The organism is Helicobacter sp. 'house sparrow 1', from assembly GCF_900199585.1.
In the GTDB taxonomy this organism is placed as follows: domain Bacteria; phylum Campylobacterota; class Campylobacteria; order Campylobacterales; family Helicobacteraceae; genus Helicobacter_H.
Genome location: NZ_FZQY01000004.1, coordinates 384,088 through 403,565 on the forward strand (window position 1 = coordinate 384,088; position 19,478 = coordinate 403,565).

The following is a 19,478-nucleotide window of genomic DNA, read 5'->3' on the forward strand; positions in this document are numbered from 1 at the left end:
TGCAAGCTTCGATTTTATAATCTTATTATGGTTTTATGACTAATTATTTTTTTTAGTTTAAGAGTGGAAAATATTTTAGATATTCTAGTTTTTTGATTAATTCTATTTTTACATTAAAGATTTTGAATTTTATTAAATTTGCTAGAATAATAAAAAAATCTTAAGGTTAAAGTGAAGATATGCAAAGAGAAGAGACTCAAAAGTTAATTCACTGCTTTGAATATTTAAAAAAACACTGTTTGGATATTTTTGATGCACTAAATGTGATGCTTGAGGTACTATTACTTTGGCGCAAAGATTCTAGTATTTTTAGTCTTAATCCAAAAGTTTTTAAGCGTGTGGCAGAAGATTTTTTTATCTATCATCATATCAACCAGCCTCTTTTGATTAATGATAATATCAAATCTAGTCGTATAAAAAAAATATTGATGGGCACAACTTTAACTTTAGATGTCATAGAAAAGTTTTTTTATGTTATTACCCAGCAAAAAACACTAAATAAGCTTTATTATTACTCTACCCCCCTACAGATTAACCGACTTTTAGTAGGACTGCTTGATGTCCAAGAAAATGAGGAAGTCTATAATCCTTGTTATGGTGTTGGTAGTATTTTTTTAAGTCTTGCAAAACTGCAACCAAAAGCCAGAATTTTTGGAGAAGAGCTTGATTTTAAACTTGCGCATATTGCAATCTTGATTACAAAGATTTGTGACATGGATTCTAAAAATTTATTTATAAATGATTTGTTAAAAAATCCCCAATTTATAACAGATAAGGGGATAAAAAAATTTGATAAAGTGTTATGTAATCCTCCGATGTATGCTTATATGGGATTAGAATATCTAAAAAAAGATGTTAGATTTTCTCAGATGGGGGCATTGGCAAAGCACTATTCTGAATTAATTTTCCTTACGCATTCTTTGGTACATATAAAAAAGAGAGGCGTCTTTATTGTAAGGAATCAAGTTTTACAAAAGTCTTATTCTGAGGCAAAAATAAGACAAAGACTTCTAGAGGATAGGGTTATTGAAGCAATTATTGAGTTACCAAAAAATATTCTTCCATTCCAAAATCATGATTTATCAATTATAGTTTTAGCTCCAAATAGCGAAAATATTTTACATATTAATGCAAATAATGATTTTTTTTATGCAAAAGAAGGGAAATATAATTGTTTAAGAAATTTAGATTATTTGCTTGATATTTTTAAAAATAAAAAGATAGGTAATTATTCTCAATTAACCCATGTTAAAGATGTTAGATATGATGATTTGAGTGTAGGCACTTATGTAAATCCCAATATGGATGATTCTGGTAATACTATAGAGAAAGCAGGGTTTGAAGTTATTAGAGGACAAAGAGTCTATGGAAGTAAAGAAGATGAAGAGATTTCCTATTTTGATATAGGAATTGCTGATTTTAGCACCCTTGGTTTTACTAAAAAATTTGAAAATCTAAAAACTAGAGGTAATCCAAAAAAGATCAAAAAGTATGCATTGAAAAGTTATGATATTTTACTCTCCTTGAGAGGTAGTATGCCAAAAATTACAATCCTTGAAAAAATCAATTTTGCGTGCGTTGCAAATACAGGGGTTGTTGTTTTGCGCCATAAGGATATCAAAAAAAACCTAGCCCTTTATTGTTATTTTTTTACAAAACAGGGGCAAGAGAAGTTGCGGAGTATTTATGAGAAAAGCTCAAAAGAGAGTTTAAATATAGAATTATTACTTCGGTTGGTTTTGCCTCATAACTATGAGATTTTTTATGAGAGGTTTTTTGAAAAAATTTTGGAACTTTCTCAAGATTTAGAAAGGCTTGAAAAAAGAATATTGGAATTAAGGAATAGTTAATGAATATAATAGAATCTAAAATAAGAGATGTCTGTGCAGATGATAGTGTTACTGTAGTGATGCCATCTAATCTTTATGAATGTACTTTAGAAGAAGATGTGTTTGTAGGACCTTTTGTAGAGATACAAAAAGATGTCGTTGTTGGAGCACGCACAAGAATCCAAAGTCATAGCTTTATTTGCTCTTTGGTCACAATAGGAAAAGATTGTTTTATTGGACATGGAGTAAAGTTTATTAATGATACTTTTAAAGATGGGGTTTTGGCAAAAGATCCTACTTATTTTAAAAAAACATTTGTGGGGAATAGAGTTCTGATTGGGACAAATGCTACAATATTACCTGTAAAGATTTGTGATGATGTAGTAGTTGGTGCAGGTAGTGTTGTGACAAGAGATATTGTTACTCCTGGTTTTTACGCGGGGAATCCTGCAAGAAAAATTAAAGAGTTGAAAAAATAAGATACAATAAGGAAGTTCTAATTCTATATCTTGTAGAGGTCCTTTAGATGAGGAAATTTGATTTAAAAACATGGATTTTTCCCAGTCTATGTTTTTTGTTTTTTTTATATGGTATGACTTTTGTGTTAATTTATACTTATAGCCAAAGTTTTGGCAGTTCTTTGATTGCAGAAAAAAAGCCCCGTGGCGAGATAGATCCTGAGGCCATAAAAAAAGAAATAATGAAGTTGAAACTTAATTAAAAAAGTAGTGAAAAAGACGATGTTATGGAATATAGTTTAGTTAGGAGAAAGCAAGATGATTAGCCCAGTTGGAAATAAGGCTGGTCTTGTTGGTGCTTTAGAAAAACAAGATAAGCGAATAAAAAATCAAGAGGTTAATGCTACTCAAAAAAGAGAAGATAAGGTGGCAGTGATTAAGCAAGCCATCAAAAATGGAACCTATAAAATCGATTTACAGATTACTTCAGAAAAAATGGCACTAAATTTGCTTAACTTATAAAAATCCTAGATTTAGGTTAGATTATAAGTTAAGAGGTAGGGATGTTGCATAATTATTTAAGGGGAGCTGTAAGCGACCTAGAAGCTCTCATAGAACTTACTCGCTTAGATATGCAAGATATTAAAGAAGCAAACCATGAAAAGCTATTTGAGCGTAATCTCCAAAAACAGCCTTTGATTGTTTCCTTTGAAAACAAAAAAAATATGGCACAACAAGAAATTTTAAGCTTAAAAAATAGTTGTCCCCAAGTTGAATTAAGTGAATTGCTTGATGGAGAGGCTAGTGAGCTTTTGGGTTCTATGAAGGAGAAACTGCAAGAATTAAAGGAAATAAATACTGGGTATGCCCGTATGGTCTTTGCAGTTTCGGAGTTTTATTCCTCTTTAATGCAAAGACTTGTGCCTCATGAAGTTTCAGGATATGGTAGTCCTAGGACCATCCAGAGTACATTTTTGAAGATAGAGGCATAGAAGATGGGTGGAATCTTATCTTCGCTTAACACTTCTTATACAGGACTTCAAGCTAACCAATTGATGGTAGATGTCACTGGAAATAATATATCAAATGCAAGTGATGAGTTTTATAGTCGTCAAAGGGTTATTTCTTCCCCAGAAAAGCCAATCATTCAGGGTAATAATGTTTCTTATGGTAGGGGTGTTGATGTTCAATCAGTCCAAAGAATCCATAATGAATTTGTTTTTGAACGCTATGCTAGAGCTGCACAAGATTTTAATTTTGCAGATACGGAGTTTAATTTTTTAAGAGAAACCTCTTCAATGTTTCCTGATGTAGATGGTGTTGGAATTTATAATGATATGAAGGAGTATTTTAATGCTTGGAAAGATATAGCAAAAAATCCAAAAGATCCTGCACAGAAGCAAGTTTTGGTAGAAAAAGCTAAGATCTTTATAAATAATTTACATGATACAAGACAAAAGCTTGTTACACTTCAAATGAAAGCTTCAGAAGACTTAGAAGTGAGGGTAAAAGAAATTAATGAAATTGGTGCGCAGATTGCACAGATTAATCGCGAAATTAAGGAAATGGAGAATAAGCATATCCAAAAAAGAGCCAATACTTTAAGAGACAGAAGAGATCAACTAGAGTTTAATCTTAGGGAACTTATTGGAGCCAATGTATTTAAAAATAATCTTGTAACTCAAGAGAAAGTAAGTCCAGATTCTGCAGATTTTGATGATGAATATGTCTTAAATATAGGCAAGGGGCTAAATATCGTGGATGGAGGAAACTTTCACCCAATTGTGCTAGAAAAAAATAATAATGCAAATAATTTAAATCGCGTGTATATACAGGGCTATGATTTTAAAAATTTTGAAATTACTGATAAATTGACTACAGGAAAAGTTGGTGCTTTGATAGATCTTTATAATGATGGTCATGATGGAACCAAAGTAGGGAAGCTTCAAGCCTATATCAATGCATTGGATAGTTTTGCAAAAGGTTTTATTGAGGCAAATAATTCTATTTATGCACAAAGTGCAAGCAATGGTATTCAAAGTAATAGACTTAGTCTATCTCAAAATGAGGCCTTTAGGGATACTCTTTATAATGTAAAGAATGGTAGTTTTGATCTGATTGTTTATAATACTGATGGCAAGGAAATGGTAAAAAAGACAATCTTTATCAACAATACAACAACAATGAGAGATATTGTTAAACAAATCAACGCGAATGTAGATGATAATAAAGACAATAATTCCCAAAATGATTTTGATGATTATTATAAGGCATTTTTTGATGATGCAACAAAACAGCTTATAATACAACCAAAAAAGCCATCAGATGGACTTTTTGTTTCTTTAAGAGATAATGGTACAAATTTTACAGGAGCTTTGGGAATTAACTCCTTATTTCTTGGAAATGATGCAAGAACCATACAGCTTGATTATAGGTATCAAAAGAGTCCAACAGAAATAAGGTCTTGGTTAGCACCCGTTGCTGGAAATTTTGAAGTTGCAAATATGATGCAGCAATTGCAGTATGATGATATTGAATTTTATGATAAAAAATCAGATATAAAAAAGATGAAACTAAGTGAGTATTATCAGCTTGTTGCAGGAAATATTGCAACTCAAGCACAAAGTGCTCAAACTTCTTTGGATACAAAAAAGGCTGTTTTAGAGACTACAAAAAAAGAGCATCTTGCGATTTCTCAAGTAAGTATTGATGAAGAGATGGTCAATCTAATCAAGTTTCAGGGGGGATATGCAGCAAATGCTAAAGTGATTACAACAATTGATAAAATGATTGATACACTTTTGAGCATTAAACAATAAGTTGGGTTTTTAAAAAACAATCATTGATATTCAAAAATCATTTTTTAGAGGGTGTTTTTGAGAGATATTTTAGAAGCATATTATCATAATAGAAATCAAAATGAAGATTTTAGCACCCCAGATCCACTAATAGTTGTAAGAAGATATGTTACACATCCTTGTTTTGAACTCATTGCACTTGCCTGTGCTTTATTTTCTTATGGTAGAGCAGACAGTATTGTGAAATTTCTCCAAAAGTTGGATTTCAATCTTTTACAAACAGATCTTGCAACAATTAAAAAAGCTAATTTTCCAAAATATCGTTTTCAAAGTAGTCAAGATATAAAGGAATTTTTCTGTATTTTATTTAAGGTTCATCAGAGTGGGGGCATAAAAAGTATTATGATAGAGGGGTATAAAAAGGATGGAATTTTTGGTGCAATTAATGCAGGAATTGATAAGCTTTATGGGGAGTGGGATTGTTTGCAAAACTCCAAGGGAATGAAACATCTGCTCTCAACCCCAATTCCTTTAGACACACTTAATTCCTCACCTAAAAAGCGCTGGAATCTATTTTTGAGATGGATGGTAAGAAAAGATTTAATTGACTTTGGATTATGGGAGGAGATTCCAACAAGAGATTTAATTTTACCTCTTGATACCCACATTTTTAGTATTTGTAAAAAATTAAAGTTATCACGAGGCAATACCCCTAATTTAAAGTTTGCAGTTTCTGCCACCCAATCTCTTAAGAAGTTTGATTCAAACGACCCTGTAAAATATGATTTTGCACTTTATAGAATTGGGCAAGAAAAGCAACAATTTTAGGTATTTTTACTTTTTTTTAATATAATGGCTAGGAATTTTTTATAAAAAAGGAAAGATGTATGGCAAGAAGGTGTTTTTTTACAGGTAAAGGCCCTATGGTTGGGAATAATGTAAGTCACGCAAATAATAAAACAAAAAAGAGATCATTACCTAATTTAAGAAGAGTTCGTGTTAAATTAGAAGATGGCACTTCAATGCGTATCAAGGTTGCAGCTTCCACTTTGCGCACAATGAAAAAGCGTTCTTGAAGATTTTTGTAGTTTAATCTCAAGAGTTGGGTGTGAAAAATCTGCCTAATATTTTAACCACTGTCCGAATTTTATCATCCATACTTTTATTAATTGTTCTTATCAATGGCGCAGATCTAGGCATACAAAATCCTTGTATCTATGCCTTTTTGATTTTTGTTATTGCTTCTATTACAGATTTTTTTGATGGTTTTTTAGCAAGAAGATATCATCTAGTTTCTGTATTTGGAGAAGTATTTGATCCATTAGCTGATAAGATGCTTATTTTGGCTGCTTTTGTTGGGCTTTTGGTAATGCAAGGTGCAAACCCTTGGGCTGTATTTTTAATTCTAAGTAGAGAGTTTTTTATTACAGGACTAAGAGTTGTTGTAGCAAGTACAAAACAGAGTGTAAAAGCCAGCTTTTTAGGCAAGTTTAAAACTGTTTTGCAAGTCGTTGCGATCTCTTTTTTACTTTTAGATTTAGAGGGAGGAATGGTTTTATTGTGGATTGCTACAATAGTTACGCTTTATTCTGGTTTGGATTACGCGTTACGCTATTATAAGAGTGTTAAGTAGTGCATTTATTATCTGCTTTTTTGATTCTTTCGTTCTTGGTATTTTTTCACGAATTGGGGCATTTTCTCATAGCAAGAGTGTTTGGAGTTCGTGTTGAGGTATTTAGTATTGGTTTTGGGACTAAAATTTTAAGTAAAAAAATTGGAAATACTCTATATGCCTTATCACTAATTCCCCTAGGGGGTTATGTTAAGCTTAAGGGACAGAATGATTTAGATACAAGGAGGGAGCAAAGTGAAGATAATGATAGCTATAGCACTAAGCCTCCTTTTGTTAAGATTCTAATTTTGTTTGCAGGGCCTTTATTTAATTTTATTCTTGCATTTATTTTATTTGTTTGTGTAGCAAAAATTGGGTTTAACACATATTTACCTATTATTGGAGAAGTAAAAAAAGATATGCCTGCATTTGAGGCAGGAATTTTAAAAGGAGATAGAGTAATTGAGGCTAATTCTAAAAAAATAAATACTTGGAATGACTTAAGTCAGATGGTATCAAAAGGGGAATTGCTTCATCTTAAGATTCTCCGTGATGACAGAATATTGGAGTTTGATATTTTGCCAAGTATGCAAGAGAGCGTTAATATTTTTAATGAGAAGATTAATAAGGGCTTAATTGGGATTCTCCCAAAAAATGAAATAGGAATTGTTAGGTTCGATTTTTTAGACTCTCTAATTTATGGTTATGAGCAAGTTTTCCAATCCAGCAAAATGATTTTATTGGGGGTACAAAAATTAATTGTTGGCATTGTTCCTCTCAAGGAGGTGGGTGGTCCCATAATGATAGTAGATAGGATTGCCCAAGCAAGTCAAGAGGGGTTTGTATTATTGTTGTTGTGGGTGGGACTTATTTCTGTCAATCTTGGCATCTTAAACTTGTTCCCTATTCCAGCGTTGGATGGAGGACAAATAATTTTTAATCTTTATGAAATGATTACAAGAAAAAAGATTGGTGAAAAGATGAAGTATTATCTTACCTTGACAGGATGGCTTATTTTGCTTTCACTCATGTTTTTGGGACTAAGAAATGATATTATGAGGTTAATAAACCCTTGAAACCCCTTAGTGTTAGTATTTTAAATGCACAAATACAATCTTTGATTGAGAGTACTTTTGTTGAAGTATTGGTAGAAGGAGAGGTGAGTAATCTCACTAAACATAGTAGTGGGCATTACTATTTTAGTATTAAAGATGAGAATTCTTCTATCCGCTGTGTAATGTTTAGAGGCAATGTCTCTAAATTGAAATTTGATTTACAAAATAATCAAAAAATTTTGCTTAAAGGGGCCGTTAGCGTTTATGTCCCTAGAGGGGAATATCAGGTTGTTTGTTCTAGTATTGAGCCAAGTGGGTATGGAGATCTTCATTTTGCATTTGAACAACTAAAACAAAAGCTTCAAGAAAGAGGATTTTTTGATTCTCGATTTAAAAAACAATTACCAAAATTTCCAAAAAAAATTGCATTGATTACTTCAAAAACAGGTGCTGCATTGCAGGATATGCTCCATGTTGCACAAAGTAGATGGAATCTAGTAAAACTTGTCAATATTAATACTTTAGTACAAGGGGATGGAGCAAAAGAAAGCATTGTTCAAAGTATTAAAATAGCTGATAGTTTTTTTGGGACTAGCGAAGCATTTGATGTTATCGTTCTTGCAAGAGGAGGGGGTAGTTTAGAGGATTTGTGGGCCTTTAATGAAGAAGTGGTTGCACAAGCTATTTTTGATGCAAATACTCCTATTGTTTCTGCCATAGGACATGAAATTGATTATGTGATTAGTGATTTTGTTGCAGATTTGAGAGTACCCACTCCATCTGCAGCAATGGAAAAAGTTTTACCAGATAAAAACACATGGTTCTTAAACCTTGATTCAATACACAATGATCTTTTATCTCAAGTGCAGAAATTTTTTGTTCCTTTCCAAAAACAACTTCAAGATTATCTCTTTTTTCTCAATCAATATAAATTTGAAAATAAGTTTCAAAATAATAAAAAAGTGCTTGAGGAATTGCATAAAATGATTTCTTTAAAGATGGAAAATATTTTAGTAAAAAAGAATACTCAATTGCTACAGGACTATTTAGATAATGCTATCAAATCTTTTTTATTTAAAAAAGATTTGATTTATAAGGAAGCTAAAGCAAAGCTTGAGGGTAAAAATCTTGATAACTTATGTCGTAATGGGTATGCACAGATTATCTATCAGGATAAAGTAGTGCCCTTAAATAAACTAAAGCAAAATGATCTGATTGAAATTGTTAGCACAGATACGCAAGTGGATGCAATTGTACAAAGAGTAAAAACAAACTCTTAATCAAATCCTTTAATACCAAGTTGGGATTATTGTGCAGTCAAACTTATTGCTTCACCAAACCTTTAGGTCTGTTTTTGTTGTTTCATAAAGTGTTTTGGAGCTACCATCAATAGTGTATTTGACAGCAAATCCGTATTTTACCTTAGCATTTCCATTTCTTGATAAAGACACACTTTTATAAGCTTCTCTTGTGATTGGCAAACTTCCAATCCCAGAACTAGATCGTGGGGCTAAAGATTTATTGACCTCAATTTCAGAAATGAGATTTCCATTTACATAAAGTGCTACTGTTGTAATTGTAATAAAGGTATTTGTAGAATTACTTATACTGACTCCAACAGCTCCTTGACTTAGAGAAAAGGCACTGCTAGCAAGAGTTATTTGCTTGTTCTGAACTCTCATTGCAGGGATTTGAACCTTGGAGAATACAAAACGAGCAGGAACATCACCCATATTGTTTTCAATATACATATCAGCACCATAATTCATTAAAAGTGCAATCATTGCTTTATCATTGCGACCTACAGCATAGTGCAGGGGAGTATTACCACGAATACTATCTTTGATATTTGGTTTAGCACCTGCTTTAAGAAGTGCTTGAGCAAACTTTTGATTCCCAAACTGTACAACTTTGTGAAGAGGAGTTTCACCATGGCATATTTTATTTACATCTGCTCCACGATTAATTAGTAGATAAAGAATTTCTACATTATTTTTTCTAGAAGCATCATAGATTGGAGTACTGCCTCTCAAAACTGCATTGACATTTGCACCCAAATCAATACCTTTTCTTACATCTGTGTAATTATTACTAAAGAGTAGAGAATCATATTGATTGGCAAGAACCAAATAGGGAAAAAGAAAGAAGAATAGCAATTTTTTCATATAAAAAACTCCTTTTTGAGGTGAAGCTTAGCAAGAGTTTGTATTTTTTTGTAAATCTCATCAAAATTAGCACTATAGATTCTGTGATTCATGATACTTGTCACAAAATTAGTATCGCCATTATATCGAGGTAGCAAATGGAGGTGCAAATGTTCTGGTATTCCAGCTCCACCCTCTTTTTTAATATTCATTCCCATATTAATTCCTTCTGCTCCAAAATCATAAAGCATAGAAATAGCCCTTTGAGCAACCTTGTAAAGATGTAGCCAAATTTCGGATTCAAGATTTTTAGGATCATCGGTATGATAATGGGGAATAAGAAGTATATGCCCTGTGATATAGGGGTAAAGATTCATTACACCATAACATTTTTCATCACGATAAAATACATAGTTTTTTGTATCATCTTCTGGATTTTTAGAAATACTACAAAAGACACACTCATCAGATTTTTTATGAAGATATTCATTCCTCCAAGGTGCATATATTCTTTCCATATTATTTTCCTAAATAAAGTTTGGCGCATCATTTGCAAAAAGCAATAAATCACCTTTGTATGTTGAAGTAAGCAAAATATTCTCTAGCTGACTTTTATCTTTTAAAACAATTTTTTGAGGTTTATTGATATATTGTGAAAGTATTTTTGAATTAAGATCTCCCGTGATAATTACTAGATCAAAAACAGAATCTATGGTCTTGGCAAGTTGGATGTTTCGTTCATTATTACTTTCCACAAGTCCAGGTGTGATAATAACCTTTCTACCATTATGTAAGCTAGAAAGCCTAATTGCTTCTAGCATACCTTTGAGGTTTCCATTAAAGCTATCATCAAGAATAATCTTACCCCCAGCTATTATTTTTTGAAGCCTATGAGGAATGGGTTGCATAGTAGCAACAACTTTTTGGATAGATTCTATCTTGACTCCAAGTTCATAGGCCAACATTATTGCTGCACTAAGATTAGAAATATTAAAGGTTCCTAGAATTGTTGTTTCAAACTTGTGATAAATCCCCTTAATTTCAAGCTCAAAAGATGTATTTTCTAGAGTCGATTGGATATTTTTAATATTTTTTGGATAGGTAGAAAGAAGATTTCTTGATTCTTGTGCAAGATCTTGAGGAAGCGTATTTTCTTTATAAAAGAAGGCTTTTTTTAATCTTTTACTTTTTAAAAGTTCAAATTTTGTTTCAAGAATATTTTGAGTATTCTTAAAGTATTCTAAATGTTGCTCACCAATCTCTCCAATAACCGCATATTGATGATTTAACAAAGTAGCAATTTCAGCGATATCTCCCTTTTGTCTTGCCCCAGCCTCTGCGATATAAATTTCTATATCTTCTTTTAAATTTGAATTAATATCACTTACAATTCCTTTTATTGTATTGATACTTCTAGGTGTGGCATAGACATTATACTTGCTAGAGAGAATCTGATTTAAAAAATTTTTTATACTTGTTTTACCAAAGCTACCTGTAATAGCAATAATCTGCAATTGCTTAAGCTTTCCTAATTTTAGTTTTGCAAGTTTATAGAAGCGATTGAATAAAATCCATTCATATAAGTTTGAGCTTAGGATACTAAAGGGTAGAGTTAAGATAAAAGAGCAGAAAAAAAACCAAGAATGGTTAAAAAATATAAAGAGTGTTTGGTGCAGGATTAAAAATAATGTGAGAATAATAAAGAATCTAGTTACGCGCTGGGTAAAATTTAGTTTTTTATCCAATTTTAAATACCAGAGTATTAGAAATGGAACATAAAGCAAAATCAATAGGGCGCAAAAAATACCCAGAGCAATGATGGATTTGCTAATGACAACTCCCATAAATAGTGCAAGTGGCAAAAAGAAAAAAGAAATATGCCAAGTCCACTTATGGTGTTTAGTAAATACTCTATAAAGACTATAGTTATACCACTGTAAGTTTGTTATAAGATAAAAACTCAGCGAAAAAATAAAAATCCAGCTGACAATAGATTCAAGGAGCATCAAATAGTTCATAAATTACTTCCTTAAGATAGAGAAATCTTTAAAATCTCTTCTAGAGACAACTGAAGTTTTTATATCTTCCACAATTGCATTTTGAGGACCAATTCTTAGTAAGGATATAAAAGACTCTAAAATTTCAAATTCCCCATTTGCATAAATCTCTACACTAAAATCCTCAAGATTTTCCACACTTCCCTTAATTCCAAGATCTTCTGCTTTATTTTTGACAAATTTTCTATATCCCACTCCCTGGACAACACCATATACAAGAATATGCATCGTTTGCTTCATAAAAAAACCCTTACAAAAAAGTCTATCAATCTCCCCTCCCTGTTCTAAAAAGAAGTAATGATCCCCTTTAAGTTCAAAGAATCGACTATTTTTTATAAGTTTTGAAATTTTCTTTCCAGAATCTAAGCTTGTTGCCTTGTCATTTATACCCCAAAAGATGGTAGCCTTTTTGCTAAATTTTGCAAAAATCTCACTAAAATCTTCATCAACTACATTCTTAAAGGTTTGATACATTCCTTCATTAAGGTTGTTTGCATCTTGACTACGTAAGAAATTAGTGCCAAATTTGATAGGTAGTTTTTTGAGGAATTTTGCAAATAAGATTTTTAATTTTATTTTTAGAGGTTTGGGTTCTAAAATACCTGCAGTGCTCAGTAAAATGACATCTTTTTCTAGAAGCACTGCTACCTTGCCACCAAAACTATGTCCAACAATTACACTTGGATAGAGTTCAAGGCTGGAGAAAAAAAATTCAAGAATTTTTGCATAGTCTTTTGTGAAGAGTGGCTTGTCATTAAAACTCCTCCCAAAACCAGGTAAATCAATATAGAAATGATTAAAATTTCTAAAGTGTGCTTTAAAAGCAATTTGCATAATTTCTTTGTTGCTTCCCCAGCCATGCAAAAAAACTATATTTTCACTGGCCTTATTATCAATATAATCATAGGCAATCTCAAAGTGGTTTTCTTGGTAAAAAATAGTTTTCTTTGCCATTTAAAATCCTGTTTAAATCCTATTTTGCTTTTTGAATCTTTTTAATATACTGATAATCAATAGGGATGGTTTTCTTTCTAGGTAGATTTTCATAAAGCTCAGTAATTGCTCTATTAAAGTCTTTAAAAAGGTAGTTTGCCATACTTCCTGGAATGGGATTGATTTCATTAAGAAATACTTCTCCATCTATAACAAAGAAGTCACAGCGTATTAAAGCCCCTTCAAAACAGTTTTCATAAATTTTCTTAAAGCTTTCTCTCATTTTTTCAGCAATTGCTTGTGGAATATCCGCATCTTCTGTTTTTTCATCCCTTGAAAAATCAAGATATTTATTTTCAAAATTCAAGAAATCTTTTTTCTTTGGTTCCTCGATTATAGAAAAAACAAAATCTTTGGCTTTGTATCCTGCAAGATTATATTCTTTTACGCCCTCAACAAATGGTTCAAGAATCACCTCTTTATCATACTCAAAAGCACAATCTAATGCATAGTTAAATTCTTTTAAATCTCTAACAATATTTACGCCTATAGAGCTTCCTAATCGAGAAGGTTTGACAATAAGCGGAAGCTGAAGTGAGGTTTCTCTTTTACTTTTCTCTTCTAATATCTCAAATGGTAACATAGGAACACCTCTAGATTGTGCAAAAAGTTTTGTGTAATGTTTGTTAAAACTCAAGACACTTGCTTCCATTCTAGGACCAATAAATGGAATCTGATAAAAATCAAGCAAGGAGGCAATTGTTCCATCTTCTCCATCTGCCCCGTGGATAAGGTTAATAATAAGATCTATTTCTAGATATTTTTTGCTAAAGAAAGAAGTTTTAAAAAACCCCCGATTATCTACACCTAAGTGACTACATTTTATGTATTCTGTTGATGTAAAAAAACCTGCGTGCATAGCTTCTGATTCTATTTCATAAAAATTGTGATTTTTATCTAGAAAAATAAAAGAAATATTTTTAAAATTTAAAACTTTTTTTAAGGTGATTGCACTTACGATACTTATCTCATGTTCCCAGCTTACTCCACCAAACAAAATACCAATACGCATTACATTTCCTTTCATTAGTTTATTAACCTTCTTTTAGAATGAAAAGCTTAGCAAAAAAATGCCAAAGAATTTATGAATCAGCAGATTCTATATGGGGTTTATTTAAAATTAATTCTAATAAAATAAATCCCTCTTGTAGCTGTAATTAGGTAATTTTAATCAGTTGGGTATAAAAACAATTATTTTATAGCTATGCCATAATTCTAATTAATGGCTTAAATTTTAGCACTGACAATATCTATAAAAAGAAAGTCTAATAAGACAATGGATTTATTGCATTGAGAAGACCAAACATCTTTGCTTAATGTCTTTATACAGTCCTTAGATATAAGTGATGTCTAACCATTTATTTTATTACTTTTTATGTAAAAATTAATAACTTGGTTAGTTCTAAAGAGATAGTATTAGGATATCTTAGTCAACTTGACAAAAAAATACAAGGTCCAAGACTTAAATGGATTTTGGATAACAGAGGTATGGTTGATTTCTGATTTTACTTTTTAAAACTTAAAATATTAAATGTAAGTGAAGAGCTTAGATAAAAAATTAGTAAAATGAGAGACTAATAGATATAAAGGAAATGTGAGTTAAAAGAATGCAAAAAGATTTACTACAAAAAAGAGGAGCTGTTGTTTGGATATGTGGGCTTGCTGGGAGTGGAAAAAGCACTATTGCAAGAGCATTGCAGCAGATTTTTTTACAAAAAAAAGATAATGTTATTTATTTGGATGGTGATGAGTTAAGAGATATATTAGGGTACTTTAATTATGATAAGAATTCAAGGATACAAATGGCTAAAAAAAGGGCTTTAATGGCAAATTTCTTAGCCAATCAGGGTATGATTGTTCTTGTTTCTACAATTTCTCTTTTTAATGAGGTATATGACTTTAATCGTCAATTGTTTAGTAACTATAATGAAATTTTTGTGGATTGCGAACTAGAGGAATTAAAAAGAAGGGATCAAAAAGGGTTGTATTCTGGTTCTCAAAATAAAAAAATCCAAAATGTTGTTGGAATTGATATCCAATATGATTACCCAAAAGCTGATCTGATAGTGGTTAATAATACTCCTGAAGATTTGGACAATAATATTCAAACAATAATGCAATTTTTATTGCAAAAGAACAGTAGTGTTTTTAACTGATGTATAAATTCAGATTTTTTATAAGGAAGGCAAAAAGTTTTTACAGATTAGTTAGGGGCGGGCATTGGACAACTATTTCTTCTAAAATCTTGATAATAAAATACTTAATAACTAGTACAAATTATTTTCCATTGCGTAAGAAATATCAATACTTCCTGCTTGGTGGCCATGGTATGGGGTTGGCATCTTTGAGTTTTTATCTTGAAAAAATTAAAGCAAAACCAAAGTGGATTTTTAAGGGTGAGGTAATTCCTTTTTTTTGTTTTTATAATGATTTTTATGGGGTGGTTTTAGATCGGGAAATAAAAAACAAAGTTGCAAATTATATTTTGCGGAGCTTGACTTTAAAGGTTCCATTTTATCAGATTATAAAAGATCCTATTAGTATTATTAGAAGCTGTGTTAACGTAGCCTGCTTTCAACATATTTCTATGGTGCACTCAAAAGATGATATGAAAGGGTTATTTTTCCGCGTTTTACTTGATATCCCCCATCTAATGTTTCACTTTGCTTCAATGAGGAATAGTGTAAAACACTTAATTTTAGATGTAACTTATCTTACTCAAGATTCAATTGGACAGGATAATTTGCAAAATACGCTCAATGATTTTGCAGATCGTTTGGGCTATAAAAAAATAAATGTTTTAGAAAAAAAATCTATTTTTAAAGGAGCAACATTTCTTAGAGCCTTTCCCCATTTCTTTGAAGTAGAACAGCGGTGTTTTGTATTGACTGAAGAGAGTCGTATTGGAAAATCTAAAGAGATGGATGCGGGAACTTTTGTTGAGAAAAAATTTAAAGTTTTAAATAAGAGATATCCTTGTGTTAAAACAATAATTGTTCCTGGGTATGAAGAGTTTCCGCTACAAATTTTAAGGTTAGATTATCAAGAGGTAGGAGAGGGAGTATTGTTTGAGGTAGAGAAAAAAGCTAGAGAATACATTGATTATGTGCTTACATCATTGCAAAAACATAAGACTTTAATTTTAAATGAAGAGGAAATCATAGGGTTATTAACTTCTCCAGACTGTAAAGATTTTGGCTTGAAAGTAGCACAAAAAATTCACCAAGAATGTTTTTATATCCGAAAAGAAAGACCAGATTTATTAGATACATTTAGCTACTCTAAGAGATTCCTAAGTTCTTTTGGTATTGATTTATGTAGAGAATGTAATGATTAAAATATTAAATGATTAGGTTTTTGGCATAAAACATTTAATGTGCCTATCCTCTATAGGCAAAGTGACTTTATTGTGTTAGAATGAAAAAATAGTAAATTAGTTTCGGACAAAAATGGTGAAAAGAGTAAAAAGCTTTGTTAGGTTATTTCGTGGTGGTCATTGGGGAACTATTTTCTCTAAGATATGGCCAATGCGATATTTATTAACTTTTGTTAATTGCTTATTGCTTAGAGAATCTTATAAATATCTTCTTCTTGGTGGGCATGGTATGGGGCTTGCTTCTACCATTTTTTATCTTGAAAAAATTGGTGCCAAGCCTAAACAAATCTTTTGGTATGAAATCATCCCTCCTTTTTATTTTTATAAGAGTTTTGATGGTTTAGTTTTTGATAAGGATGTGCAAAATAAGGTTGCAAACAGAGTTATTTCTCGACTGACACTAAGGGTTCCTTGTTATCAAATTATAAGAGATCCTATTAGCGTAATTAAAAGTTGTGTTAATGCATCTTGTTTTCATCGTATTTCTGTTATAAATACAAAAGATGATATGGCAAGCCTTTTAATTGAGATATTAAGTAAGACACCACATCTAATGTTTCACTTTGCTTCAATGAGGAATAGTGTAAAACACTTAATTTTAGATGTAACTTATCTTACTCAAGATTCAATTGGACAGGATAATTTGCAAAATACGCTCAATGATTTTGCAGATCGTTTGGGCTATAAACACATTGAATTATCAAAGAGTATATCTGTTTTGAAGGGAACAACATTTCCTAGAGCCTTTCCTCATTTTTTTCAATTTCAAAATAAAAGCTTTGTTTTAACTATGGAAGGTAGGGATAATGGAAGTAAAGAAATGGATAAGGATACTTTTGTTGAGAAAAAATTTAAAGTTTTAAATAAGAGATATCCTTGTGTTAAAACAATAATTGTTCCTGGGTATGAAGAGTTTCCGCTACAAATTTTAAGGTTAGATTATCAAGAGGTAGGAGAGGGAGTATTGTTTGAGGTAGAGAAAAAAGCTAGAGAATACATTGATTATGTGCTTACATCATTGCAAAAACATAAGACTTTAATTTTAAATGAAGAGGAAATCATAGGGTTATTAACTTCTCCAGACTGTAAAGATTTTGGCTTGAAAGTAGCACAAAAAATTCACCAAGAATGTTTTTATATCCGAAAAGAAAGACCAGATTTATTAGATACATTTAGCTACTCTAAGAGATTCCTAAGTTCTTTTGGTATTGATTTAAACAGGGGATAGAATGCAAATAGTAAAGCAAATCCTAAGAAAGAAATTTGGAAGAAATTGGTTTAAGGTATTGTCTGATAATGCTTCTCTGCAGTATTTGATTAGTTATACAAATCTCATGCCATTTAAAAAACGATATGCATATATTTTACTTGGAGGTCATGGGTTGGGATTACAGGCCTTCATGTCTTATTTGGATATGATGGGGGCAAAACCAAGAGAAATTTTTGCATATGATTTAATATATCCTTTTGTTTTTCATGAAAATTTTGATGGGATTGTTATAGAGAAAACATTGAATAATAGCTTTGTTAGACAAGTTTTAAGTACATTGAAATTTAGAGTTCCGGTATATCAGATTGTAAGAGATCCTATTAGTGTGGTCAAGTCCTGCTACAACGTTGAGTTGCTACACTCCTTTTCTACTACTCAAATGCAAGAGAATAGAGAAAAAATATTAATTCATGTAATAAGGGATTTATCCTATCTGATGTTTTGTTTTACCTCTATGCAAAAGAGTGTTCAGCATATTACTTCAGATATAACTTATCTTACTCAAGATTCAATTGGACAGGATAATTTGCAAAATACGCTCAATGATTTTGCAGATCGTTTTGGCTATAAACACATTGAATTATCAAAAGAAAAATCTGTTCTTAAGGGAACAGCATTTCCAAGAGCCTTTCCATATATTTTTGAAGTTAATGGTAATGAGTTTGGTTTATTTATTGAGGGGAGAGAGAAAAGACACTGTGAAATAGATATGCTTTTTGATAAACGTTCTATTTTTAAAGACAGGGACTATAAGATTCAAAAAATAAAAGATTTAAGTGTAAGAGGATATGAGAATTATCCTGTATATCTTGCAAAACTAAATCATGAAAAAGGCGAGGTTGTAGCTAATCTTAATGATGTTGAATTAAAAGCAAAAGAGGTTCTTGATTATATTTTAGAGGTTTTGGAAGAACATCAACAATTGATGTTAAATGAGGAGCAAATTTTAGAGATATTATTTGAGGAGAAATTTAGACATATTTCTAAAGATATTGCTTTAAAAATACATGGAGAGTTGGAGTGTTTAAGAAAAGATAGAATGGATATCTTAAAAACTTTTAAATACACAGAGAGATTCTTACATTTTTTTAATCTTGATATAGAAAGGAATTAAATGAAACAAGGCGATTTTACACAAGTGGCACAGTATTATCACAATAGGCCTGCTTATAGCACAATGTTACTTCAGAAACTGTTGTGTTGTATAAAAGATGGTAAAAAAGATACAGAGGACTTAAGAGTCATAGAAGTAGGTGCAGGAACTGGCAAATTAACACAATTGCTAATAGATCATGGCTTATGTGTTACAGCTATAGAACCCAATGATAATATGCGCTCAGAGGGATGTAAAAATGTCCAGGGGCCTCTTGTAAGGTGGCAGAAGGGAAGCGGAGAAAACACTGGGGTGGAAAATAGTGTTGCGGATTGGGTAATAATGGCTAGTTCGTTTCACTGGACAGATCCACAATTATCTTTACCAGAATTTTCAAGAATTTTAAAGCCAGAAGGGTATTTTACTGCTATTTGGAATCCAAGAAATATAGTATCTGGATCTATTTTTGATGAAATAGAGCAAGAGATCAAACGCATTGTTCCAGAGTTAAACCGTGTAAGCAGTGGAGGTCAAAATGTAAAGAAATGGGAGGAGATATTAGTCTCTACAGGAAATTTTAAAGACTGTTTTTTTATGGAATGTGATTATATGGAGATAATGGATAAAGACAGGTATCTTGGTGCTTGGCATTCTGTAAATGATATACAGGCTCAAGCAGGAGAGGAGAGATGGAAAGAGATTATGGCCATGATAGAGAAAAAAATCAGTCATCTTGATCTAATAGAAATTCCATATAAGATTCGAGCTTGGACTGTAAAAAACGATAAATAGG

The 19,478-nt window shown here is 31.4% G+C and carries 21 protein-coding genes and 1 pseudogene; 16 read left to right on the forward strand and 6 right to left on the reverse strand.

Going from position 1 to position 19,478, the window contains the following annotated elements:
• Positions 1 to 179 precede the first annotated feature (179 nt).
• From C6H31_RS02315 to xseA, 11 genes are read left to right on the forward strand one after another with little or no spacing between them, the layout of a single operon-like run.
• The gene (locus C6H31_RS02315; RefSeq protein WP_104697188.1) at positions 180 to 1,850 is read left to right on the forward strand and encodes an N-6 DNA methylase; all 1,671 of its coding nucleotides are present in this window, start codon (positions 180 to 182) and stop codon (positions 1,848 to 1,850) included.
• Complete coding sequence (locus C6H31_RS02320; protein WP_104697189.1) at positions 1,850 to 2,308, forward strand: acyltransferase; 459 nt, start codon at positions 1,850 to 1,852, stop codon at positions 2,306 to 2,308. The genes C6H31_RS02315 and C6H31_RS02320 overlap by 1 nt, the downstream gene beginning before the upstream one ends.
• Positions 2,309 to 2,355: 47 nt before the next feature.
• On the forward strand, positions 2,356 to 2,550 hold the full coding sequence (locus C6H31_RS02325; protein ID WP_104697190.1) for a hypothetical protein: 195 nt from the start codon (positions 2,356 to 2,358) through the stop codon (positions 2,548 to 2,550).
• A gap of 55 nt (positions 2,551 to 2,605) precedes the next feature.
• Positions 2,606 to 2,809 (forward strand): flagellar biosynthesis anti-sigma factor FlgM, encoded by a 204-nt coding sequence (locus C6H31_RS02330; protein ID WP_104697191.1) that lies wholly within the window; start codon positions 2,606 to 2,608, stop codon positions 2,807 to 2,809.
• A gap of 41 nt (positions 2,810 to 2,850) precedes the next feature.
• Positions 2,851 to 3,279, forward strand: coding sequence for a hypothetical protein (locus C6H31_RS02335; RefSeq protein ID WP_104697192.1), 429 nt, complete (start codon positions 2,851 to 2,853; stop codon positions 3,277 to 3,279).
• 3 nt (positions 3,280 to 3,282) lie between these two features.
• Positions 3,283 to 5,106 (forward strand): flagellar hook-associated protein FlgK, encoded by a 1,824-nt coding sequence (flgK, locus tag C6H31_RS02340; protein WP_104697193.1) that lies wholly within the window; start codon positions 3,283 to 3,285, stop codon positions 5,104 to 5,106.
• A 57-nt stretch (positions 5,107 to 5,163) separates the two neighbouring features.
• Positions 5,164 to 5,913 carry a TIGR02757 family protein gene (locus C6H31_RS02345; protein ID WP_158654739.1) on the forward strand — a complete coding sequence of 250 codons (750 nt, stop codon included), beginning with the start codon at positions 5,164 to 5,166 and terminating at the stop codon, positions 5,911 to 5,913.
• Positions 5,914 to 5,972: 59 nt separating this feature from the next.
• Positions 5,973 to 6,161, forward strand: coding sequence for a 50S ribosomal protein L28 (rpmB, locus tag C6H31_RS02350; RefSeq protein WP_104697195.1), 189 nt, complete (start codon positions 5,973 to 5,975; stop codon positions 6,159 to 6,161).
• 32 nt (positions 6,162 to 6,193) lie between these two features.
• Complete coding sequence (gene pgsA, locus C6H31_RS02355; RefSeq protein WP_104697196.1) at positions 6,194 to 6,718, forward strand: CDP-diacylglycerol--glycerol-3-phosphate 3-phosphatidyltransferase; 525 nt, start codon at positions 6,194 to 6,196, stop codon at positions 6,716 to 6,718.
• Positions 6,718 to 7,773, forward strand: a complete 1,056-nt coding sequence (gene rseP / locus C6H31_RS02360; protein WP_104697197.1) for an RIP metalloprotease RseP — start codon at positions 6,718 to 6,720, stop codon at positions 7,771 to 7,773. The genes pgsA and rseP overlap by 1 nt, the downstream gene beginning before the upstream one ends.
• Positions 7,770 to 9,032, forward strand: a complete 1,263-nt coding sequence (gene xseA / locus C6H31_RS02365) for an exodeoxyribonuclease VII large subunit (RefSeq protein WP_104697198.1) — start codon at positions 7,770 to 7,772, stop codon at positions 9,030 to 9,032. The genes rseP and xseA overlap by 4 nt, the downstream gene beginning before the upstream one ends.
• A gap of 51 nt (positions 9,033 to 9,083) precedes the next feature.
• On the opposite strand, the gene C6H31_RS02370 is transcribed toward xseA, so the two are convergent.
• The 6 genes and pseudogenes from C6H31_RS02370 to C6H31_RS02390 form a co-directional block, all read right to left on the reverse strand.
• Positions 9,084 to 9,917 (reverse strand): ankyrin repeat domain-containing protein, encoded by an 834-nt coding sequence (locus tag C6H31_RS02370; protein ID WP_104697199.1) that lies wholly within the window; start codon positions 9,915 to 9,917, stop codon positions 9,084 to 9,086.
• A complete protein-coding gene (locus tag C6H31_RS02375) occupies positions 9,914 to 10,414 on the reverse strand; it encodes an HIT family protein (protein ID WP_104697200.1) in 501 nt (166 codons plus the stop codon). Before C6H31_RS02375 ends, C6H31_RS02370 begins: the two co-directional genes overlap by 4 nt.
• Positions 10,415 to 10,423: 9 nt before the next feature.
• The gene (locus C6H31_RS02380) at positions 10,424 to 11,914 is read right to left on the reverse strand and encodes a Mur ligase family protein (protein ID WP_104697201.1); all 1,491 of its coding nucleotides are present in this window, start codon (positions 11,912 to 11,914) and stop codon (positions 10,424 to 10,426) included.
• Positions 11,915 to 11,917: 3 nt separating this feature from the next.
• Positions 11,918 to 12,193 (reverse strand): acylphosphatase, encoded by a 276-nt coding sequence (locus tag C6H31_RS07060; RefSeq protein WP_324726551.1) that lies wholly within the window; start codon positions 12,191 to 12,193, stop codon positions 11,918 to 11,920.
• An 18-nt stretch (positions 12,194 to 12,211) separates the two neighbouring features.
• Positions 12,212 to 12,907, reverse strand: a pseudogene (locus tag C6H31_RS02385) (alpha/beta fold hydrolase); the annotation flags it as partial.
• A gap of 19 nt (positions 12,908 to 12,926) precedes the next feature.
• Positions 12,927 to 13,958: a D-alanine--D-alanine ligase gene (locus tag C6H31_RS02390; protein ID WP_104697203.1), complete on the reverse strand. Its 1,032-nt coding sequence runs from the start codon at positions 13,956 to 13,958 to the stop codon at positions 12,927 to 12,929.
• Positions 13,959 to 14,553: 595 nt separating this feature from the next.
• Between C6H31_RS02390 and C6H31_RS02395 the strand changes: the two genes are divergently transcribed.
• The 5 genes from C6H31_RS02395 (at position 14,554) to C6H31_RS02415 (ending at position 19,477) form a co-directional block, all read left to right on the forward strand.
• Complete coding sequence (locus C6H31_RS02395; RefSeq protein ID WP_104697204.1) at positions 14,554 to 15,102, forward strand: adenylyl-sulfate kinase; 549 nt, start codon at positions 14,554 to 14,556, stop codon at positions 15,100 to 15,102.
• A gap of 131 nt (positions 15,103 to 15,233) precedes the next feature.
• Positions 15,234 to 16,283 carry a hypothetical protein gene (locus tag C6H31_RS02400; RefSeq protein ID WP_158657709.1) on the forward strand — a complete coding sequence of 350 codons (1,050 nt, stop codon included), beginning with the start codon at positions 15,234 to 15,236 and terminating at the stop codon, positions 16,281 to 16,283.
• A gap of 190 nt (positions 16,284 to 16,473) precedes the next feature.
• Positions 16,474 to 17,550, forward strand: a complete 1,077-nt coding sequence (locus C6H31_RS02405) for a hypothetical protein (protein WP_158657710.1) — start codon at positions 16,474 to 16,476, stop codon at positions 17,548 to 17,550.
• 1 nt (position 17,551) lies between these two features.
• Positions 17,552 to 18,706, forward strand: a complete 1,155-nt coding sequence (locus tag C6H31_RS02410; RefSeq protein WP_104697207.1) for a hypothetical protein — start codon at positions 17,552 to 17,554, stop codon at positions 18,704 to 18,706.
• Positions 18,707 to 19,477, forward strand: a complete 771-nt coding sequence (locus C6H31_RS02415) for a class I SAM-dependent methyltransferase (RefSeq protein WP_104697208.1) — start codon at positions 18,707 to 18,709, stop codon at positions 19,475 to 19,477.
• Position 19,478: the final 1 nt, after the last annotated feature.